20 protein-coding genes are annotated in these 18,274 nt (G+C 72.3%); 5 read left to right on the forward strand and 15 right to left on the reverse strand.

Features of this window, described 5'->3' with window-relative positions; translation table 11 throughout:
• Positions 1 to 90: 90 nt before the first annotated feature.
• Positions 91 to 1,554 (reverse strand): hypothetical protein, encoded by a 1,464-nt coding sequence (locus IE106_RS24435; protein ID WP_189537350.1) that lies wholly within the window; start codon positions 1,552 to 1,554, stop codon positions 91 to 93.
• A gap of 226 nt (positions 1,555 to 1,780) precedes the next feature.
• Between IE106_RS24435 and IE106_RS24440 the strand changes: the two genes are divergently transcribed.
• A complete protein-coding gene (locus IE106_RS24440) occupies positions 1,781 to 3,616 on the forward strand; it encodes a DUF8508 domain-containing protein (RefSeq protein ID WP_189537351.1) in 1,836 nt (611 codons plus the stop codon).
• Between the two features lie 330 nt (positions 3,617 to 3,946).
• Here the strand turns inward: IE106_RS24440 and IE106_RS24445 are convergent, their stop codons facing one another.
• From IE106_RS24445 to IE106_RS24460, 4 genes are all read right to left on the reverse strand, one after another.
• Entirely contained in the window at positions 3,947 to 4,660 is a 714-nt protein-coding gene (locus IE106_RS24445) for an antibiotic biosynthesis monooxygenase (protein ID WP_189537352.1), read from the reverse strand.
• Between the two features lie 85 nt (positions 4,661 to 4,745).
• Positions 4,746 to 5,057, reverse strand: a complete 312-nt coding sequence (locus IE106_RS24450; RefSeq protein ID WP_189537353.1) for a DUF4235 domain-containing protein — start codon at positions 5,055 to 5,057, stop codon at positions 4,746 to 4,748.
• A complete protein-coding gene (locus tag IE106_RS24455; RefSeq protein WP_189537354.1) occupies positions 5,054 to 5,269 on the reverse strand; it encodes a DUF3618 domain-containing protein in 216 nt (71 codons plus the stop codon). Before IE106_RS24455 ends, IE106_RS24450 begins: the two co-directional genes overlap by 4 nt.
• Positions 5,266 to 5,664: a phage holin family protein gene (locus IE106_RS24460; protein ID WP_189537355.1), complete on the reverse strand. Its 399-nt coding sequence runs from the start codon at positions 5,662 to 5,664 to the stop codon at positions 5,266 to 5,268. Before IE106_RS24460 ends, IE106_RS24455 begins: the two co-directional genes overlap by 4 nt.
• Before the next feature lie 145 nt (positions 5,665 to 5,809).
• Between IE106_RS24460 and dapA the strand changes: the two genes are divergently transcribed.
• Positions 5,810 to 6,700 (forward strand): 4-hydroxy-tetrahydrodipicolinate synthase, encoded by an 891-nt coding sequence (dapA, locus tag IE106_RS24465; protein ID WP_189537356.1) that lies wholly within the window; start codon positions 5,810 to 5,812, stop codon positions 6,698 to 6,700.
• On the opposite strand, the gene IE106_RS24470 is transcribed toward dapA, so the two are convergent.
• The 10 genes from IE106_RS24470 to IE106_RS24515 form a co-directional block, all read right to left on the reverse strand.
• Positions 6,690 to 6,896: a hypothetical protein gene (locus IE106_RS24470; RefSeq protein ID WP_189537357.1), complete on the reverse strand. Its 207-nt coding sequence runs from the start codon at positions 6,894 to 6,896 to the stop codon at positions 6,690 to 6,692. The genes dapA and IE106_RS24470 overlap by 11 nt on opposite strands.
• A gap of 720 nt (positions 6,897 to 7,616) precedes the next feature.
• Positions 7,617 to 8,600, reverse strand: coding sequence for a 2,3,4,5-tetrahydropyridine-2,6-dicarboxylate N-succinyltransferase (gene dapD, locus IE106_RS24475; protein WP_189537358.1), 984 nt, complete (start codon positions 8,598 to 8,600; stop codon positions 7,617 to 7,619).
• A gap of 201 nt (positions 8,601 to 8,801) precedes the next feature.
• Positions 8,802 to 9,140, reverse strand: coding sequence for a metal-sulfur cluster assembly factor (locus tag IE106_RS24480; RefSeq protein ID WP_189537359.1), 339 nt, complete (start codon positions 9,138 to 9,140; stop codon positions 8,802 to 8,804).
• Positions 9,137 to 9,610 carry a Fe-S cluster assembly sulfur transfer protein SufU gene (sufU, locus tag IE106_RS24485; RefSeq protein ID WP_189537360.1) on the reverse strand — a complete coding sequence of 158 codons (474 nt, stop codon included), beginning with the start codon at positions 9,608 to 9,610 and terminating at the stop codon, positions 9,137 to 9,139. Before sufU ends, IE106_RS24480 begins: the two co-directional genes overlap by 4 nt.
• Before the next feature lie 11 nt (positions 9,611 to 9,621).
• Positions 9,622 to 10,878: a cysteine desulfurase gene (locus IE106_RS24490; protein WP_189537361.1), complete on the reverse strand. Its 1,257-nt coding sequence runs from the start codon at positions 10,876 to 10,878 to the stop codon at positions 9,622 to 9,624.
• Positions 10,875 to 11,639 (reverse strand): Fe-S cluster assembly ATPase SufC, encoded by a 765-nt coding sequence (gene sufC, locus IE106_RS24495; protein ID WP_189537362.1) that lies wholly within the window; start codon positions 11,637 to 11,639, stop codon positions 10,875 to 10,877. The genes IE106_RS24490 and sufC overlap by 4 nt, the downstream gene beginning before the upstream one ends.
• A gap of 7 nt (positions 11,640 to 11,646) precedes the next feature.
• The gene (locus tag IE106_RS24500; protein WP_189537363.1) at positions 11,647 to 11,964 is read right to left on the reverse strand and encodes a bifunctional 3-phenylpropionate/cinnamic acid dioxygenase ferredoxin subunit; all 318 of its coding nucleotides are present in this window, start codon (positions 11,962 to 11,964) and stop codon (positions 11,647 to 11,649) included.
• Entirely contained in the window at positions 11,964 to 13,139 is a 1,176-nt protein-coding gene (gene sufD, locus IE106_RS24505) for a Fe-S cluster assembly protein SufD (RefSeq protein ID WP_189537364.1), read from the reverse strand. Before sufD ends, IE106_RS24500 begins: the two co-directional genes overlap by 1 nt.
• A 59-nt stretch (positions 13,140 to 13,198) precedes the next feature.
• Positions 13,199 to 14,614, reverse strand: a complete 1,416-nt coding sequence (gene sufB, locus IE106_RS24510; protein ID WP_189537365.1) for a Fe-S cluster assembly protein SufB — start codon at positions 14,612 to 14,614, stop codon at positions 13,199 to 13,201.
• A complete protein-coding gene (locus tag IE106_RS24515; protein ID WP_189537366.1) occupies positions 14,611 to 15,363 on the reverse strand; it encodes a helix-turn-helix transcriptional regulator in 753 nt (250 codons plus the stop codon). Before IE106_RS24515 ends, sufB begins: the two co-directional genes overlap by 4 nt.
• Positions 15,364 to 15,554: 191 nt before the next feature.
• Here IE106_RS24515 and IE106_RS24520 point away from each other — a divergent pair, with 191 nt between their 5' ends.
• Genes IE106_RS24520 through IE106_RS24530 form a run of 3 tightly spaced genes read left to right on the forward strand, consistent with a single transcriptional unit; the run spans position 15,555 to position 18,263 of the window.
• Complete coding sequence (locus tag IE106_RS24520; RefSeq protein WP_189537367.1) at positions 15,555 to 16,481, forward strand: ABC transporter ATP-binding protein; 927 nt, start codon at positions 15,555 to 15,557, stop codon at positions 16,479 to 16,481.
• Positions 16,478 to 17,245, forward strand: a complete 768-nt coding sequence (locus IE106_RS24525) for an ABC transporter permease (RefSeq protein ID WP_189537368.1) — start codon at positions 16,478 to 16,480, stop codon at positions 17,243 to 17,245. Before IE106_RS24520 ends, IE106_RS24525 begins: the two co-directional genes overlap by 4 nt.
• A gap of 55 nt (positions 17,246 to 17,300) precedes the next feature.
• A complete protein-coding gene (locus IE106_RS24530) occupies positions 17,301 to 18,263 on the forward strand; it encodes a COX15/CtaA family protein (RefSeq protein ID WP_189537369.1) in 963 nt (320 codons plus the stop codon).
• Positions 18,264 to 18,274: the final 11 nt, after the last annotated feature.

Here is an 18,274-nt window from a genome sequence, read left to right on the forward strand (position 1 = left end):
CGCGTCACGGCCGGGACGTCCGCGTGGCCGGGAACGGCCGAAAACCGCCCCCGCGCCGGCCGTACGGGGAGCCCCGGCGGCCCGCGGGCGTCAGGAACCCGCGCGGGACCTGGCCTTGAACGCCGCCTTCCGGGCGTCCTTCGCGATCCGCTTGTCGCGGTGCAGGCGCCCCATCGCCTCCAGCACCTCCGGCGTCGAGGGGTGCTCGACCCGCCACGCCTCGTCGAAGAACCCGCTGTGGCGGCCCGTCAGCCCCTCCACCAGGTCCTGGAGCTCCTCCAGGTCGCCGTCGGCGTCGAGCTGGGCGGCGATCGTGTCGACGGCCAGCCAGAAGATCATCTCCTCGGGCGGCGGCGGCACGTCCCCCGCGCCCCGCTCGGCGAGCCACACCCGGGCGAGCCCGCCCAGCTCCGGGTCGTCCAGGACCTCCCGCACGGCGGGCTCCGCCCCGGCGCCCACCAGGGCGAGCGCCTGCTGGCAGTGGAGCCGGCGCAGCGGCGACCCGGCGTCGGCGCCCCTCGCCGCGGCGAGCAGCTCACGGGCCGCCGCGACCGGTTCGCGCCCGGCGAGCCACTGCTCCGTCTCGGCCCGCGCCGCCGCCTGCGGGAAGGCGCCGACCGCGCCGAGCAGTTCGTCCGCGCCCCGCTCCGCGAGCTCCCCCACCGCCGGGGCGGCCACGCCGGCCTCCAGCAGCCGGCTGCGGACGCCGTACAGGCCGAGCGGGGTGAGCCGCACCATGCCGTACCGGGCGACGTCGTCCTCGTCGAGGTCGGCGGGCGAGGGCTCGTCGGGGGCCTCCTCCGTCATCAGCGCCTCGTCGACGGGCCGGTACTCGACGAGCCCCATCGGCTCCAGGACCCGGAACTGGTCGTCGAGCCGCATCATCGCCTGGGACACCTGCTCCAGCACCTCGTCCGTCGGCTCGCCCATGTCGTCGGGGACGATGACGGACGCGGCGAGCGCGGGCAGCGGCACCGGCCCCTCGCCGGACCCGCCCTCGGCCACGGTCAGCAGGTAGAGGTTGGCGAGCACCTCGTCCAGGAACTCCGCCTCCGCCTCCGGGTCCCAGCCCAGCGCGTCGAAGTCGATGCCGCCGTCCGCCCCGGCCAGGGCCTCCAGCGCCTCGACGTCGTCCACGACGGGCGCGGCGGCGTCCGCGAACACGGTCTCCAGGCCGTCCAGCCAGAGGGCGAGCACGTCCTGCGGGCCGCCGCCGGTCACCAGCGGCAGGGCGTCCCCGGCCGTGGCGGTGCCCGTGTCGCCGGCGCCGTCGGCGGGCTCCCGGACCTCGACGAGGCCCGTGTCGACCGCGACCCGCCACGCCTCGCTCGCGTACGCCTCGCCGTCCTCGTCGCCCGCGAGACCCAACGCCTCGGCGGCCGCTCCCAGCTGCGCCTCCGCGAGCTCGCCGCCCGCACCGACCCGGGTCTCCGGCCCCGCCCAGCGGGCGAGCCGGACGGCACGCGCCAGCACGGGCGCGGCCAGCGCGGCCCGCGCCAGTTCGGCGTCCGGTCGGAGCCGCACCGGCGGCAGGGTCGGACGGTCTGAGGGCATCGGCGGTATCTCCTCGGGACGGGCGGCGGTGCGGGTCCAAGCCGCCCCCAGCGTAGACGCATGCGGGGACGCCTCCCGCGTTCACTCACCTGACAGGCGTCGTCCACCCGGCGCCCCTTGACAAGTGGCCCGCTCACCCAAGAGATTGACGCGCGTAGAGCGGCCACCTCTCCTTTCCAGCCACTCCGCACACCCTCACCTCCCACCACCCCCTTGGAGTCCATCCATGGCTTCCTCCCTGCCGAGAACCGCTGCCGTCTCGGCCGTCGTCGCCGCCGCCCTGGCCGCCGGCCTGCTCGCCGGCGCCTCCACCTCGGTGGCGGACACGACCGACGCCGTCCGCATCCACGACATCCAGGGCTCCACGCGCATATCCCCGCTCGTCGGCCAGCGCGTCACGGACGTCCCCGGCATCGTCACCGGCGTGCGGACGTACGGCTCCCGCGGCTTCTGGTTCCAGGACCCGGAGGCGGACGGGGACGCGGCGACCAGCGAGGGCGTCTTCGTCTTCACCAGCTCGAAGCCCACCGTCTCCGTCGGCGACGCCGTGAAGGTGTCGGGCACGGTCACCGAGTACGTCCCCGGCGGCCTCGGCTCCGGCAACCAGTCGCTCACCCAGATCTCGAAGCCGGCCGTCACCGTCGTCTCCTCCGGCAACCCGGTCCCCGCCCCGGTGGCCGTCACCGCCGCGTCCGTCCCCGACGCGTACACGCCCGAAGGCGACCCGGCGCAGGAGGGCTCCGTCAACGGCCTCCCCCTCAAGCCCGGTTCCTACGCGCTGGACTACTACGAGTCGCTGGAGGGCGCGAACGTCCGCATCGGCTCCTCCCGCGTCGTGGGCCCCAGCACCGAGCACGGCGAGCTGTGGGTGACCGTCAAGCCCGGCGAGAACCCCAACCGCCGGGGCGGCACGGTCTACGGCTCGTACACCTCCCAGAACCCCGGCCGCCTCAAGGTCCAGTCGCTGGTGCCGCTCGCCGAGCAGCCCTTCCCGACCGCGAACGTCGGCGACGTGCTGACCGGCACGACCGAGGGCCCGCTCGACTTCAACCAGTACGGCGGCTACACCCTCACCGCGCGCACCCTCGGCACCGTGCAGGACCGCGGCCTGCAGCGCGAGAAGACCTGTCCGCAGCACCGCAGCGAACTCGCCGTCGCCACGTACAACGTGGAGAACCTCGACCCGACCGACCCGCAGGAGAAGTTCGACGCGCTCGCGAAGGCGGTCGTGGAGAACCTCGCCTCGCCCGACGTCATCGCCCTGGAGGAGATCCAGGACGACAACGGCGCCAAGAACGACGGCACCGTCACCGCCGGCGAGACGCTGCGGAAGTTCACGGACGCGATCGTCGCCGCGGGCGGCCCGGCGTACGCGTGGCGGTCCGTCGACCCGGAGAACAACAAGGACGGCGGCGAGCCCGGCGGCAACATCCGCCAGGTCTTCCTCTTCAACCCCGAGCGCGTGTCGTTCACCGACCGCGCGGGCGGCGACGCCACGACCGGCACCGGAGTCGTCAAGGAGCGCGGCAAGGCGGCACTGACCCTCTCCCCCGGCCGGATCGCGCCGGCGGACGCCGCCTGGGAGAACAGCCGCAAGCCGCTGGCCGGCGAGTTCGTCTTCCGCGGCCGCACCGTCATCGTCGTCGCCAACCACTTCGGCTCGAAGGGCGGCGACGAGTCCATCGTCGCGCACCGCCAGCCGCCGAACCGTTCCTCCGAGGTGAAGCGCGTCGAGCAGGCGAAGGTCGTCAACGCCTTCGTCAAGGACGTCCTCGCCGTCCAGCGCAACGCCGACGTCGTGGTCCTCGGCGACATCAACGACTTCGAGTTCTCCGCCACGACCCAGGCCCTCACCGACGGCGGCGCCCTCCACGCGGCCGTCACGAGCCTGCCGCGCAGCGAGCGCTACTCGTACGTCTTCCAGGGCAACAGCCAGGTGCTGGACCAGATCCTGACCAGCCCGGGCATCCGCCACTTCACGTACGACAGCGTCCACATCAACGCGGAGTTCGCCGACCAGAACAGCGACCACGACCCGCAGGTGCTGCGTTTCAGGCCGTAATTTTGGGCTCGTTCCGCCTCCGGGGCGCTCCCCTTTTTGGGCTCGTTCCGCCTCCGGGGCGCTTTGAGCGGGTGTCGGGAAGTCGACCGTGCTCGGCCCCTCGTTCCTCGGGGCCTGCGCGCGCTCGTCTTCCCGACACCCGCGCGCCCCTTCGGCTCCACGAGCGGCCCACGCGGGCGCCCTCCCCCTCCCCACGGCTGACCGGCCCGAGCCGAGGAACGCCCTCCCCCTCCCCGTAGCCAACCGGCCCGAGGCGGGGGGCACCCGCCCAATCTCACGGGCAACCCGCGGGGGCGTCCTCCTCGGGTGCGTGGAGTCGTGGGTGGTGTCTCACACGTCCGGGGTGAGGCTCAGGGCGGGTGTGTGGCGGCGGACCGTGCTGCGCACCAGGCCCGGGTACGACTGGACCCTGCGCCACTGCGGCGTCGGCGCCCCGACGCCGTCGCCGGGGGCCGCCACAGCCTCCTCGTGGGCGGCCGCGCTCTCCCACTCGGCGTAGTTGAGGACGCGGGTGCCGTCCAGGCCGAGGTGGAAGTGGCCGGAGATCCCGCCCGGGTGCGGCGCCGGGTCGCTGCCGAGCGCCTCGAACACCGCGTCCACCCAGCCCCGCTGCCGCGCCGGGTCCGGCCCGTCGAACTCCACCTCCACGGTGACCACGCACCCCGGCACCCGGTCGTGCGCCGCCGCGAGCATGCCGCTGCGGTACAGCTCGTACGAGTGCAGGGCGACCCGCTCGATGCCGGGCACGGCGGCGTCGATCTCCGCGTTCCGCTCGGCGCGCTCGGTGCGCACCAGCTCCTGGTAGTCCTCCTCGGCGCGCCACTGCGAGTAGTGGAACAGCGTGTCCCCGTCCGAGCCGATGTGGACGGTGTAGGAGAGCAGCCCCTCGTTCGGCCAGCGCCGCTTCCCCCAGGTGCGGGCGATGGCGTCGACGGCCGCCCGCTGCCGCTCCGGGGTGCCCACGCGCCAGGTGCTGGCCTTGACCAGGCCGACCCCCGGGCGGGTGAGGTCGGGACGGGAATGGGGCCGGACGTACACGGTCATGCGCTGCCTCCTCGACGAGCGCCCGGCCGCACCCCCGTGGCCCGGCCGGGCACCCCCCATCCTGAGAGCTCAAGCGTGCTTGAGGTCAAGAGCCGCCCGGCCACGTCCCGGTGAGCCGCCGCACCCCGATGGCGCCGCCCCGGTCCACGGCCGCCCGCACCACCGAGAAGATGGCGCCCTGGATCGCGGCCGCGATCAGGATCTCCCGCCAGGAGCGGTCCTCGTCCAGCGCGTCGGGCGCGTCGCTGCCCCGGCCGACGGCCTTCCACGCCTGGGTGAACAGCGCGCTCGCGGCGGCACCGCCCGCCAGGCCGAGGATCAGCCCGACGGGACGGTAGAGCATGCTCTGCCGGCGCTTCGTCCTCGACCTGGGCCACGGCGGCCTGCGCGCGCTCATCGCCTGCCCCCTCCGTGCCGGGACCTGCTCATCAGCACCGCGGCGAGCACGGCCAGCGCCACGGCGGCCGCGGACGCCGCCACCAGCGGCCGGCGGTCCATGCGGGCGGCACGCGCCCGCAGGTCCGTCCGCGCCACCAGCTGGTCGAGCGTCTCGGCCAGCTCCTGCCGTTTACGCGCCGCTTCGAGACGCAGTTCGTCCGGCCGTGTCATCGGTGGACCCTCCCCTTGATCTCGTCGATGTCCGCGCGCACGCCGTCGATGGCCCGTTCGGGCAGCGGCGGCCCGGCACGCCGCATCTGCGCGCGTCCGGCCAGCCCCAGGACGGCGGCGACGAGGAAGAGCACGACGGTCACGATCAGGGCGGCGGCCCACACCTCCAGGACCAGGGCGAGGAGCGCCACGAAGGTCCCGGCCAGGGCCATGAGCCCGACGTAGGCGACGGCCGTGGCACCTCCGATGAGCCCTCCGCCGACCCCGGCGCGCTTGCCCTTCTGCGCCAGTTCGGCCTGGGCGGTGCGCAGTTCGGCCCTCACCAGGTCGGAGAACTGCTCCGTCGCCCGTTTGACCAGCTCGCCGACCGACGGTTCCGCGGTTCTGATCGCCACGGCGGTCGCCTCCCTTCCTGTGCACGTACGGGAGCGACCCGAGTACCCGGACGCACCCCCGCCATGCCACGCTTAAGCACGACTTCACCATGAACCGGAGCAGAACTAAGTGGACCTACGACGTCATGCCCCGGAGACTGCGGGGATGACGTACGACGGCACCACGCCCCCTCCCTTCGGCCGCGCCCTGTGCGCCATGGTCACGCCCTTCACCCCGGACGGCGCCGCCCTCGACCCGGACCGGGCCGCGAAGCTGGCGGTGGACCTGGTCTCCGGGGGCTGCGACGGGCTCGTCCTGAACGGCACGACCGGGGAGTCCCCGACCACCTCCGACGCCGAGAAGAGCAAGCTGGTCCGCGCCGTCAGGGAAGCGGTCGGCCCGTCGGTGCCGCTCGTCGCGGGCGTCGGCACGGCGGACACGGCGCACACGGTCGAGCTGGCCCGCCAGGCGGAGGCCGCGGGCGCGGACGGCCTCCTGGTCGTCCCGCCGTACTACAGCCGCCCGCCGCAGGCCGCCGTCGAGGCGCACTTCCGCCGGGTCGCCGACGCGACGGACCTGCCCGTGGCGCTGTACGACATCCCGGGCCGTACCGGCACCCGCATCGAGCCGGACACGATGCTGCGGCTCGCGGAGCACCCCCGGATCGTGGCCGTGAAGGACTGCGCCTACGACCTGCTGGGCACGACGAAGGTGATCTCCCGTACGGCGCTGGCCGTCTACTCGGGCTGCGAGGAGCTGAACCTGCCGCTGTACGCGGTGGGCGGCGCGGGCTTCGTCAGCACGGTGGCGAACGTGGCGCCCGGCGCGGTACGGGCCGTGCTGGACGCCTTCGACGCGGGCGACACGGCGGAGGCGGCCCGGCTGAACCGGCGCCTGCTGCCGCTGACCGAGCTGATGATGGCGTCCGGGTTGCCCGGGACGGTGACGGTGAAGGCGCTGCTGGACGCGGGCCCGGTGCGCGAACCGCTGCAGCCCGCCGGCCGCGGGGCGGTCGACGGGCTGCGAAGGGCGTACGCGGAACTGGTCAGCCGCTGACGACGTTCCGCCCCAGGAGCGCGACGTGCTCCAGCACGTCCTCCATCGGGTCGTCGACCTGACCGGTGTTGATCAGGGCGATGCGGGGGCCGTTGTGCGCGTGGTCGTTGGTCTCGTCCGCGTGGGCGGCCCCCGCGCCGAACAGGCCCGCCGCGACGAGGAGCCCCGCGAGCACGATCGTCCTGCTGGTCTTCATATCCGTTCCTCGCCTTGCCGTTTCGTGTGACCCTGCGTCGACCTGTTCATCGGCCCGGCGGGTCGGAAGGTCACGCGGGGTCACCCGATCGTGCGGCGTGTCGCGGCCGCTCCGGTTGTCACGAACACGTCCGGGGGCTCTTGTCGCTCCGGCTTGGCTCCCGGCGGCCCCCCACCCCGCGCCGGGAGAGCGCACGAGCAGCGAGAGCGAGGAAGGGGCCTTCGCCCACCTGAGCAAGCTGGACGAGCCGAACACCCACCCGTCGATGCGCATGCGGATCGAGCACGGCCCGACCGACCGAGCCGAGCCCTACATCGGCTGAGGACCTCGAACCCGCTCACCTGACAGGTGCCGGCGCAGCAACCGGATCGCCGGAGCGTGGTCGTGGGGAAAGCAGGGACTCAGCGAGCTCGGCCGCCCCCTGGGGCGTGTCCGGCGCAGAAGGCATGGACGGAACGGTAACCGAGCCAAGCAGCGAGCCGACAGGCCATGAGCGAGCGGCCACACGGTCATGAGCGCGGTAAGGCCTTCCCTCCTTCAACTCCGGCCGGCCACCCAGGCGGCTGCGGGCACGAAGTACGGAGGCGCCCTCCCTCCCGGGCCGTCCTGGGGCCGGGAGGGAGGGCGCTCGGCAATGACCAACGTCGACGGCTACCGGCAGCTCGGCAGCAGGTCAGGCCATTGATCAGTACGGCGGCCGCAGGTCACGGCCGTCCGGGGTCAGTTGTGGCTGTGCAGGATGTCGTTCAGGCCGCCCCACACGGCGTTGTTCGGGCGGGCCTCGACGGTGCCGGTGACCGAGTTGCGGCGGAACAGGATGTTCGAGGCGCCGGACAGCTCGCGGGCCTTGACGATCTGCCCGTCGGGCATGGTGACGCGCGTGCCGGCGGTGATGTACAGGCCGGCCTCGACGACGCACTCGTCGCCCAGCGCGATGCCGACGCCCGCCTCGGCGCCGATCAGGCAGCGCTCGCCGACGGAGATCACGACGTTGCCGCCGCCGGACAGGGTGCCCATGGTGGAGGCGCCGCCGCCGATGTCGGAGCCGTCGCCGATGACGACGCCGGCGGAGATCCGGCCCTCGACCATGGACGTGCCGAGCGTGCCCGCGTTGAAGTTGACGAAGCCCTCGTGCATGACGGTCGTGCCGGCCGCGAGGTGCGCGCCGAGCCGGACGCGGTCGGCGTCGGCGATGCGCACGCCCTTCGGGACGACGTAGTCCGTCATCCGCGGGAACTTGTCGACGCCGGTCACCTGGAGGTGCAGGCCCTCGGCGCGGGCGTTGAGGCGGACCTTCTCGACGTCGTCGACGGCGACGGGGCCGAGGCTCGTCCAGGCCACGTTGGCGAGGAGGCCGAAGATGCCGTCGAGGTTCTGGCCGTGCGGCCTGACGAGCCGGTGGCTGAGCAGGTGCAGCCGCAGGTAGGCGTCGTGCGCGTCGAGCGGCTTCTCGTCCAGGGAGGCGATCACGGTGCGTACGGCGACGACCTCGACGCCGCGGCGGGCGTCGGCGCCGACGGCCTTGGCGGCGCCCTCACCGAGGAGGTCCACGGCCTGGTCGGGGGTGAGCCGCTCGGTCCCGGCGGGCCCGGCCTCCTCGGTGAGCTCGGGCGCGGGGAACCAGGTGTCGAGGACGGTGCCGTCACCGGCGAGGGTGGCGAGGCCGGCGGCCACGGCTCCGGTGGTACGAGGTGCAGAAGTCATGCCCCGAACCTAACCGCCCGGCCCGCCCGGGTGCTAACCGGTCTCGGGTCCCGGGCCGCCCGTACCCCCCGGACGGCCGTGCGGGAACCCGCCCTCCCCCGTGCCTGCCGGAGGACGGCGAAGGCCGGGCCCGCCGGGTCGGTCCGGCGGGCCCGGCCGTCCGGTCGCGGTCCGGGGTGACCCGGGCCGCGGCCGGACGTCTCAGACGTTGAAGCCGAGCGCGCGCAGCTGCTCGCGTCCGTCGTCCGTGATCTTGTCGGGACCCCACGGCGGCATCCAGACCCAGTTGATCTTCAGCTCGCTGACGATGCCGTCCGTCGCCGCCTTCGCCTGGTCCTCGATCACGTCCGTCAGCGGGCAGGCCGCCGACGTCAGCGTCATGTCCAGCGTCGCGACGTTGGAGTCGTCGACGTGGATGCCGTAGATCAGGCCGAGGTTGACGACGTCGATGCCCAGTTCGGGGTCGACCACGTCGTACAGCGCCTCGCGGATCTCTTCCTCGGAGGCGGGCTTCATCGTTGCCGTCTCGTTCTCACTCATGCCGTCTTCCCATCCGCCTTCGCGGGCTCCTCGCCCAGGGCCTGGGCGGTCGCGTCCTTCCACGCCATCCAGCTCAGCAGCGCGCACTTCACCCGGGCCGGGTACTTGGAGACACCGGCGAACGCGACCGCGTCCTCCAGCAGCTCCTCCATCGCGTCGTCGGGCTCGATCCGGCCCTTGGACTGCATCAGCTCCAGGAACGCGTCCTGGATCCGCCGCGCCTCCCCCAGCTCCTTGCCGACCAGGAGCTCGTTCAGCACGGAGGCGGAGGCCTGGCTGATGGAGCAGCCCTGCCCCTCGTACGACACGTCCGCGACGCGCGAACCGTCGTACCTCACGCGGAGCGTGATCTCGTCACCGCACGTCGGGTTGACGTGGTGCACCTCGGCGTCGCCCGGCCGCAAGCCCCGCCCGTGCGGGTGCTTGTAGTGGTCCAGGATGACGTCCTGGTACATCGAGTCCAGCTTCACGAGTCAGCCCCTCATCCGAAGAAGTTACGGACGTGCTCCAGGCCGTCCACCAGGGCGTCGACCTCGGCGGGCGTGGAGTACAGATAGAACGACGCTCGCGTGGTCGCGGGAATTCCGTACCGGAGGCAGACGGGCCGTGCGCAGTGGTGGCCGACCCGGACCGCGATGCCCTGCTCGTCGAGGACCTGGCCCACGTCGTGGGGGTGGATGTCGCCGAGCGTGAAGGAGATCGCGGCGCCCCGCTCCTCGGCCGTGGTGGGGCCGATGATCCGCAGGTCGGGGACGTCGTGCAGGCGCCGGATCGCGTACTCGGTGAGCGCGTGCTCATGAGCGGCGATCTTGTCCATGCCGATCGAGGAGAGGTAGTCCACGGCCGCGCCGAGGCCGACGGCCTGGGCGATCGGCGGCGTGCCCGCCTCGAACTTGTGGGGCGCGGGGGCGTACGTCGACGAGCTCATCGAGACGGTCTCGATCATCTCGCCGCCGCCGAGGAACGGCGGGAGGTCCTCCAGCAGCTCCTGGCGGCCCCACAGCACGCCGATGCCGGTCGGGCCGCACATCTTGTGGCCGGTGAAGGCCACGAAGTCGGCCTGGAGGGCCTGCACGTCCAGCGCCATGTGCGGGGCGGCCTGCGACGCGTCGACGAGGACGAGCGCGCCGACCTCCTGGGCGCGGCGCACGATGGCCTCGACCGGGTTGAACGTGCCGAGGATGTTGGAGACCAGCACGAAGGAGACGATCTTCGTCTTCGGCGTGATGACCTCGTCGATCCGGGAGAGGTCGAGCCGGCCGTCGTCGGTCAGCCCGAACCACTTCAGCTTCGCGCCGGTGCGCTGCGCGAGCAGCTGCCACGGGACGATGTTGGAGTGGTGCTCCATCTCCGTGATGACGATCTCGGTGTCGGCGTCCACGCGGTAGGGCTCGTCGGCCCAGCCCAGCATGTTGGCGACGAGGTTCAGCGACTCCGAGGCGTTCTTGGTGAAGATCACCTCGTTGCGGCTGGGCGCGTTGACGAAGGCCGCCACCTTGTCGCGGGCGCCTTCGTACAGCTCCGTGGCCTCCTCTGCGAGGACGTGCACACCACGGTGGACGTTGGCGTTGTGCTGCTCGTAGTACTCGTTGAGCACGTCGAGCACCTGGCGCGGCGTCTGGGACGTCGCCGCGTTGTCCAGGTAGACGAGCTTCTTGCCGTCGTGGAGGACGCGGTCCAGGATCGGGAAGTCCTTGCGGATCGCCTCAGTGTCGAGGAGGCCCGGAAGCTGTGTCACGCGGATACGCCGCCCTTCGTGTATGCCTCGTAGCCCTCGGCCTCCAGCTTGTCGGCCAGCTCGGGGCCGCCCGACTCGACGATGCGACCGCCGGCGAAGACGTGGACGTGGTCCGGCTTGATGTAGCGCAGGATGCGCGTGTAGTGCGTGATCAGCAGGGTGCCGACCTCGCCGGTCTCGCGGACCCGGTTGACGCCCTCGGAGACGATGCGCAGCGCGTCGACGTCGAGGCCGGAGTCGGTCTCGTCGAGGATCGCGATCTTCGGCTTGATGAGCTCCAGCTGGAGGATCTCGTGGCGCTTCTTCTCACCGCCGGAGAAGCCCTCGTTGACGTTCCGCTCGGCGAAGGAGGGGTCCATGTGGAGACGCTCCATGGCCTCCTTGACCTCCTTCACCCAGGTGCGCAGCTTCGGGGCCTCGCCGCGGACGGCGGTGGCGGAGGTGCGCAGGAAGTTGGAGACGGAGACGCCGGGGATCTCGACCGGGTACTGCATGGCGAGGAAGACGCCGGCGCGGGCGCGCTCGTCGACGGACATCTCCAGGACGTCCTCACCGTCGAGGGTGACGGTGCCGCCGGTGACCGTGTACTTCGGGTGGCCGGCGAGGGAGTAGGCGAGGGTGGACTTGCCGGAGCCGTTGGGGCCCATGATGGCGTGGGTCTCGCCCTGCTTCACGGTCAGGTCGACGCCCTTGAGGATCTCCTTCGTGGCGTTGTCGGCCTCGACGGAGACGTGCAGGTCGCGGATTTCAAGCGTTGCCATGGGTGACTCAGGACTCCTGGGTGACGGAGACGAGCACATCGTCCCCTTCGATCTTTACGGGGTATACGGGGACGGGGCGCGTCGCGGGAAGGCCGGACGGCTTGCCGGTACGGAGGTCGAAGCTGGAGCCGTGCAGCCAGCACTCGATGGCGCAGTCCTCGACCTCTCCCTCCGAGAGGGACACGTTCGCGTGCGAGCAGATGTCGTTGATCGCGAACACCTCCCCCTCGGTGAGGACCACGGAGACCGGCGTGCCGTCGATCTCCACCCGCTTCGGGGTGTCCTCCGTCAGCTCGCTCAGGCCGCAGGCGCGGACGAAGGCCATCAGACGGACGCCTCCAGCTCCGTCTCGATCCTCTCGATGAGTCGCTGCTCGACGTCGGCCAGGCCGATCTGCTGGACCAGCTCGGCGAAGAAGCCGCGGACGACGAGGCGGCGGGCCTCGACCTCCGGGATGCCGCGGGCCATCAGGTAGAACAGCTGCTCGTCGTCGAAGCGGCCGGTCGCCGAGGCGTGGCCGGCACCCGCGATCTCACCGGTCTCGATCTCCAGGTTCGGCACCGAGTCGACCCGGGCGCCGTCCGTGAGGACGAGGTTGCGGTTCATCTCGTACGTGTCGGTGCCCTCGGCGGCGGCCTGGATCAGGACGTCGCCGATCCACACGGCGTGCGCGGCCTCGCCCTGGAGGGCGCCCTTGTAGACGACGTTCGACGTGCAGTGCGGGGCGTTGTGGGTGACCAGGAGGCGGTGCTCCTGGTGCTGGCCGGCGTCGGTGAAGTACAGGCCGAGCAGCTCGGCCTCGCCGCCCGTCCCGGCGTACTCGACGCGCGGGTGGATGCGGACGAGGTCCCCGCCGAAGGTGACGACGACGGACTTGAAGGAGGCGTCGCGGCCGACGAGCGCGTTGTGCTGCGCCACGTGGACGGCCTTGCCGTCCCAGTCCTGGACGGACACGACGGTCAGCTTGGCGCCGTCGCCGAGGACGTAGTCGACGTTGGCGGCGAGGACGGCCTCGCCGGTGTGGTCGATGACCACGACGGCCTCGGCGAAGGCGCCGAGTTCGACGACGAGGTGGCCGAAGGAGGTGCCGCCCTGGCCGTGCACGGCGATGCGGACGGGCTCGGAGAGCACGGTCTCCTTGGGCACGGTCACGACCGTGGCCTTCTCGAACGAGGAGTACGCCTGGGCGGCGACCCGGTCCACCGGCGTGCCCGCCCTGCCCAGCCTCGCGTCGTCGCGGCCGACGGCCTCGACGGTGACGGCGTCGGGCGCGGTCACGTCGACGCGCACCCCTTCACCGGTGGCGGCGGCGGTGCCGTCGTGCAGTCCGCGCAGGCGCTCCAGCGGCGTGAACCGCCACTCCTCCTCGCGGCCGTGCGGGACGGGGAAGTCCGCGACGTCGAAGGACGGGGGGGCGCTCATGCGCGTGGCGACGGTCGACTCCGCCGCCACCGCGATGGAGCCGGCGGTGGTCGAACCCACCGGGATGTTCTCAGCCATGGCTGTCGTGGTTTCTCTTCCTACGTGCGTACGTCGTCAGGTCGTTCGGGCGGGCCGGGTCAGCCGACCGCGCCCTCCATCTGCAGCTCGATCAGCCGGTTGAGCTCCAGCGCGTACTCCATCGGCAGCTCCTTGGCGATCGGCTCGACGAAGCCGCGCACGATCATCGCCATGGCCTCGTCCTCGGAGAGACCGCGGCTCATCAGGTAGAAGAGCTGGTCCTCGGAGACCTTCGAGACCGTGGCCTCGTGGCCCATGGACACGTCGTCCTCGCGCACGTCGACGTACGGGTAGGTGTCGGAGCGGGAGATCGTGTCGACGAGCAGGGCGTCGCAGAGCACGTTGGACTTGGAGCCCGGGGCGCCCTCGCCGATCTCGATGAGACCGCGGTAGGAGGTGCGGCCGCCGCCTCGCGCCACCGACTTGGAGACGATGTTGGAGGAGGTGTTCGGCGCCATGTGGACCATCTTGGCGCCGGCGTCCTGGTGCTGGCCCTCGCCGGCGAAGGCGATGGACAGGGTCTCACCCTTGGCGTGCTCGCCCATCAGGTAGACGGCCGGGTACTTCATGGTGACCTTGGAGCCGATGTTGCCGTCGACCCACTCCATGGTCGCGCCCTCGTACGCCACGGCACGCTTGGTGACCAGGTTGTAGACGTTGTTCGACCAGTTCTGGATGGTCGTGTAGCGGCAGCGGCCGCCCTTCTTGACGATGATCTCGACGACGGCGCTGTGCAGCGAGTCGGACGAGTAGATCGGGGCGGTGCAGCCCTCGACGTAGTGGACGTAGGCGTCCTCGTCGACGATGATCAGCGTCCGCTCGAACTGGCCCATGTTCTCCGTGTTGATCCGGAAGTAGGCCTGGAGCGGGATGTCGACGTGCACGCCCTTCGGCACGTAGATGAAGGAGCCGCCGGACCACACGGCCGTGTTCAGCGAGGCGAACTTGTTGTCGCCGACCGGGATGACCGTGCCGAAGTACTCCTGGAAGAGCTCCGGGTGCTCCTTCAGGGCGGTGTCCGTGTCGAGGAAGATCACGCCCTGGGACTCCAGGTCCTCGCGGATCTGGTGGTAGACGACCTCGGACTCGTACTGGGCCGCGACACCGGCGACGAGGCGCTGCTTCTCCGCCTCGGGGATGCCGAGCTTGTCGTACGTGTTCTTGATGTCCTCGGGCAGGTCCTCCCAGGACGCGGCCTGCTTCTCGGTGGACCGGACGAAGTACTTGATGTTGTCGAAGTCGATGCCGGAGAGGTCGGAGCCCCAGGTCGGCATGGGCTTCTTGTCGAACAGGCGCAGACCCTTCAGCCGCAGCTTCAGCATCCACTCGGGCTCGTTCTTCTTCGCGGAGATGTCGCGGACGACGTCCTCGTTCAGACCGCGCTTGGCGACGGCACCGGCCGCGTCGGGGTCGGCCCAGCCATATTCGTACCGACCCAGGCCCTCGAGCTCGGGGTGGCTGATCTCGGTGGTCATGCGGGGTTCCTCCCGGCCGTGCTTGCGGATGGTGATGAAGGGGTCTTGGGGTGTCTCGGATCGCTGTGCGGAATGAACGTCGTGCAGACCCCGTCGCCGTGCGCGATGGTGGCCAGGCGTTGGACGTGCGTCCCCAGCAGACGGGAGAAGATCTCCGTCTCCGCCTCGCAGAGCTGCGGGTAGCGCTCCGCGACGTGGGCGACCGGGCAGTGGTGCTGGCACAGCTGCTGGCCGACCTGTCCGACCGGCGCCTCGCGTGCCGTCGCAGCGTACCCGTCGGCGCTGAGCGCCTTGGCCAGTGCCCGGGCCCGCTCGCGCGGCGGCACCGACTCGACGGCCTCGCGGTACGCCTCCGCCTGCGCCTCGATCCGGTCCCGGGCGAACGCCGCGACGGCGGCCTCCCCGCCGGCGTTCTGCTCGATCCAGCGCAGGGCGTCGACCGCGAGGCTGTCGTACGACTGGTCGAAGGCGTCACGTCCGCAGTCCGTGAGCGCGAAGACCTTGGCGGGGCGGCCCCGGGTGCGGGCGCCGTAGACGCGCTGCTCGCGCGGGGCGACCACGTCGTCCGCGACGAGGGCGTCGAGATGGCGGCGCACGGCGGCCTGGGTGAGGCCGAGCCGCTGGGCGAGTTCCGCGACGGTGGACGGACCATGGTCCAGGATGGACCGCGCGACCCGGTTGCGGGTGGACCGCTCCCCGGTCGCGAGTTCCTCCCCGGAGGTCGTGGAAGCCTCACCGACGTTTTTCACAACGCCATTGTTGCGTAATTCCGAAGAGAGTGACAAGCCGCGCCGACACGGCCCGTCGGTGCCGTGCGTCACTTAGGGAAACCTAACCTGACCTGCGGAAACGATCACCGGCGATCGCCGGTGCCGCCCGCGGGGGCCCGCCGGGGCCCCGCGGCCCGGAGGCGCCCGGCGGCTGCCTAGACTTGGCTGCCATGCGAAATGAGTCCGCCGTCCAGGTACGGGGCCTGGTCAAGCGGTACGGGAGCAAGACCGCGGTGGACGGGCTCGACCTCGACGTCCGCGCGGGCACCGTCACCGCCGTCCTCGGCCCCAACGGCGCCGGCAAGACCACCACCGTCGAGACCTGCGAGGGCTACCGCCGGCCCGACGCGGGCACCGTGCGCGTCCTCGGCCTCGACCCGGTCGCCGACGCGGCCCGGCTGCGCCCCCGCATCGGCGTGATGCTCCAGTCCGGCGGCGTCTACTCGGGCGCCCGCGCCGACGAGATGCTCCGCCACATGGCGCGGCTGCACGCCCATCCCCTCGACGTGGACGCCCTGGTCGAACGCCTGGGCCTGGGCTCGTGCGGCCGCACGACGTACCGGCGCCTGTCCGGCGGGCAGCAGCAGCGGCTCGCCCTCGCCCTGGCCGTCGTCGGCCGGCCCGAGCTGGTCTTCCTGGACGAGCCGACCGCGGGCCTCGACCCGCAGGCCCGCCGCTCCACCTGGGACCTGGTGCGCGAGCTGCGCGCGGACGGCGTGACCGTGGTCCTCACCACCCACTTCATGGACGAGGCCGAGCAGCTCGCCGACGACGTGGCGATCGTCGACGCCGGGCGGGTCGTCGCCCAGGGCAGCCCCGAGCGGCTGTGCCGCGGCGGCGCCGAGAACTCCCTGCGCTTCACCGGCCGCCCCGGCCTCGACCTGGGCTCCCTGCTGAAGGCCCTGCCCGACGGCACGGCCGCCGCCGAGACCGCCCCGGGCTCGTACCGGATCACCGGCACGATCGACCCGCAGCTCCTCGCCACGGTCACCAGCTGGTGCGCCCAGAACGGGGTGATGCCGGACGGCATCGCGGTCGAGCGCCGCACCCTCGAGGACGTCTTCCTGGAGCTGACCGGCAAGGAGCTGCGCGGATGAACAGCGGTACGTACACCCCCAGGCCGGGGGCCGCACCGGTCGGGCGGATGATCGTCGCGCAGGCCGCGCTGGAGACGCGGATGCTGCTGCGCAACGGCGAGCAGCTGCTGCTCACCGTCGTCATCCCGTCCCTGCTGCTGGTGCTGTTCTCCACCGTCGACATCGTCGACACCGGCGCGGGCGAGGCCGTGGACTTCCTCGCCCCCGGCGTCCTCGCCCTCGCGGTGATGTCCACCGCCTTCACCGGCCAGGCCATCGCCACCGGCTTCGAGCGGCGGTACGGGGTGCTCAAGCGGCTCGGCGCGTCCCCGCTCCCCCGCTGGGCGCTGATGGCGGCCAAGACGCTGTCCGTGCTGGTCACCGAGGTGCTCCAGGTCCTGCTGCTGACCGCGATCGCCCTCGGGCTCGGCTGGTCGCCGCGGGGCGGTCCCCTCGCGGTGCTCCTGCTGCTCGTCGCCGGCACCGCCGCGTTCTCCGGGCTCGGCCTGCTGATGGCCGGCACGCTGAGGGCCGAGGCGACCCTGGCGGCGGCGAACCTGGTCTTCCTGCTGCTCCTGGTGGGCGGCGGGGTGATCGTCCCGCTCGACAGGTTCCCGGACGCGGCGCGCGCGGTGCTGGAGTGGCTGCCGATCTCGGCGCTCTCCGACGGGCTGCGCGACGTGCTCCTGCACGGCGCCGGCGTGCCGTGGGACCGGCTCGGCGTCCTCGCCGCCTGGGCGGCGGCGGGGCTGGGCGCGGCGGCGCGCTTCTTCCGCTGGGAGTAGGCGCGGCCCCACCCCCTCGTGAAAGCGTGCACAAGCGCCGACTTACGATAGGTCCGTGTTGACCCCCCTCGCCTTCATCGCCCAGCGCTGGACCCCGTCCCCCCGGACGCTCCGGCGGGCCGCGTTCTCCGCGGTCGTCATGACCGTCGTCATCGTCGTCACGGGCGGCGCGGTCCGGCTGACCGGCTCCGGCCTCGGCTGCGACACCTGGCCCAAGTGCACCGACGACAGCCTGTTCGCCACGCCCGAGCAGGGCATCCACGGTGCCATCGAGTTCGGCAACCGGCTGCTGACGTACGTGCTGTCGGCGGCCGTCGGCTGGGCGATCGTCGCGGCGCGGTCCACCAAGCCGTGGCGCCGCGGGCTGTCCCGGCTGGGCTGGCTGCAGTTCTGGATCGTCGCGAGCAACGCCGTGCTCGGCGGCATCGCCGTCTGGACGGGCCTGAACCCGTGGACGGTGGCCGGTCACTTCATCGCCGCGAACGCGCTGCTGACCGTGGCGGTCGTCACCTGGGTGCGCACCGGCGAGGGCGACGCCCCGCCGCGTCCGCGCGTCCCCGGCCCGGTGCGGAAGCTGGGCTGGGCGCTGGTCCTCGTGTCGGGCGTGCTGATCGTGGCGGGCACCGGCGTGACGGGCAGCGGCAAGCACGCGGGCGACAGCAGCGACGTACCGCGCATGCCGTTCGACTACACCACGGCCGCCCAGGTGCACGCGGCGTTCGCGTGGATCGTCTGCGTGGGTGCGGTCGCCATGTTCTTCGTGCTGCGGGTGGTCGACGCCCCGGACGACACCCGGGCGCGCGCCCGGGACCTGCTGGTGGTGCTGCTGCTCCAGGGGGGCATCGGCTACGTGCAGTACTTCACCGGCGTCCCGGAGATCCTGGTGGGCGTCCACATGCTCGGCTCGGCGCTCCTGTGGATCGCCGTGCTGCGGCTGGCCCTGAGCCTGCGCGAGCGGCCCCGGGACGCGGCGCCGGATCCCACCCGGACGGACGACGCGGCGCTCGTGGCGGCGTAGCGCCGGCGGGG

The sequence above is a fragment of the Streptomyces roseolilacinus genome (assembly GCF_014649335.1).
Classification (GTDB): domain Bacteria; phylum Actinomycetota; class Actinomycetes; order Streptomycetales; family Streptomycetaceae; genus Streptomyces; species Streptomyces roseolilacinus.

What these genes read in the sequence shown, in the direction of transcription:
- IE106_RS24435 (WP_189537350.1), bottom strand. Translation starts at nt 1,554, where the DNA reads ATGCCCTCAGACCGTCCGACCCTGCCGCCGGTGCGGCTCCGACCGGAC.
- IE106_RS24440 (WP_189537351.1), top strand. Translation starts at nt 1,781, where the DNA reads ATGGCTTCCTCCCTGCCGAGAACCGCTGCCGTCTCGGCCGTCGTCGCC.
- IE106_RS24445 (WP_189537352.1), bottom strand. Translation starts at nt 4,660, where the DNA reads ATGACCGTGTACGTCCGGCCCCATTCCCGTCCCGACCTCACCCGCCCG.
- IE106_RS24450 (WP_189537353.1), bottom strand. Translation starts at nt 5,057, where the DNA reads ATGAGCGCGCGCAGGCCGCCGTGGCCCAGGTCGAGGACGAAGCGCCGG.
- IE106_RS24455 (WP_189537354.1), bottom strand. Translation starts at nt 5,269, where the DNA reads ATGACACGGCCGGACGAACTGCGTCTCGAAGCGGCGCGTAAACGGCAG.
- dapA (WP_189537356.1), top strand. Translation starts at nt 5,810, where the DNA reads ATGACGTACGACGGCACCACGCCCCCTCCCTTCGGCCGCGCCCTGTGC.
- IE106_RS24470 (WP_189537357.1), bottom strand. Translation starts at nt 6,896, where the DNA reads ATGAAGACCAGCAGGACGATCGTGCTCGCGGGGCTCCTCGTCGCGGCG.
- dapD (WP_189537358.1), bottom strand. Translation starts at nt 8,600, where the DNA reads ATGACTTCTGCACCTCGTACCACCGGAGCCGTGGCCGCCGGCCTCGCC.
- IE106_RS24480 (WP_189537359.1), bottom strand. Translation starts at nt 9,140, where the DNA reads ATGAGTGAGAACGAGACGGCAACGATGAAGCCCGCCTCCGAGGAAGAG.
- sufC (WP_189537362.1), bottom strand. Translation starts at nt 11,639, where the DNA reads ATGGCAACGCTTGAAATCCGCGACCTGCACGTCTCCGTCGAGGCCGAC.
- IE106_RS24500 (WP_189537363.1), bottom strand. Translation starts at nt 11,964, where the DNA reads ATGGCCTTCGTCCGCGCCTGCGGCCTGAGCGAGCTGACGGAGGACACC.
- sufD (WP_189537364.1), bottom strand. Translation starts at nt 13,139, where the DNA reads ATGGCTGAGAACATCCCGGTGGGTTCGACCACCGCCGGCTCCATCGCG.
- sufB (WP_189537365.1), bottom strand. Translation starts at nt 14,614, where the DNA reads ATGACCACCGAGATCAGCCACCCCGAGCTCGAGGGCCTGGGTCGGTAC.
- IE106_RS24520 (WP_189537367.1), top strand. Translation starts at nt 15,555, where the DNA reads ATGCGAAATGAGTCCGCCGTCCAGGTACGGGGCCTGGTCAAGCGGTAC.
- IE106_RS24525 (WP_189537368.1), top strand. Translation starts at nt 16,478, where the DNA reads ATGAACAGCGGTACGTACACCCCCAGGCCGGGGGCCGCACCGGTCGGG.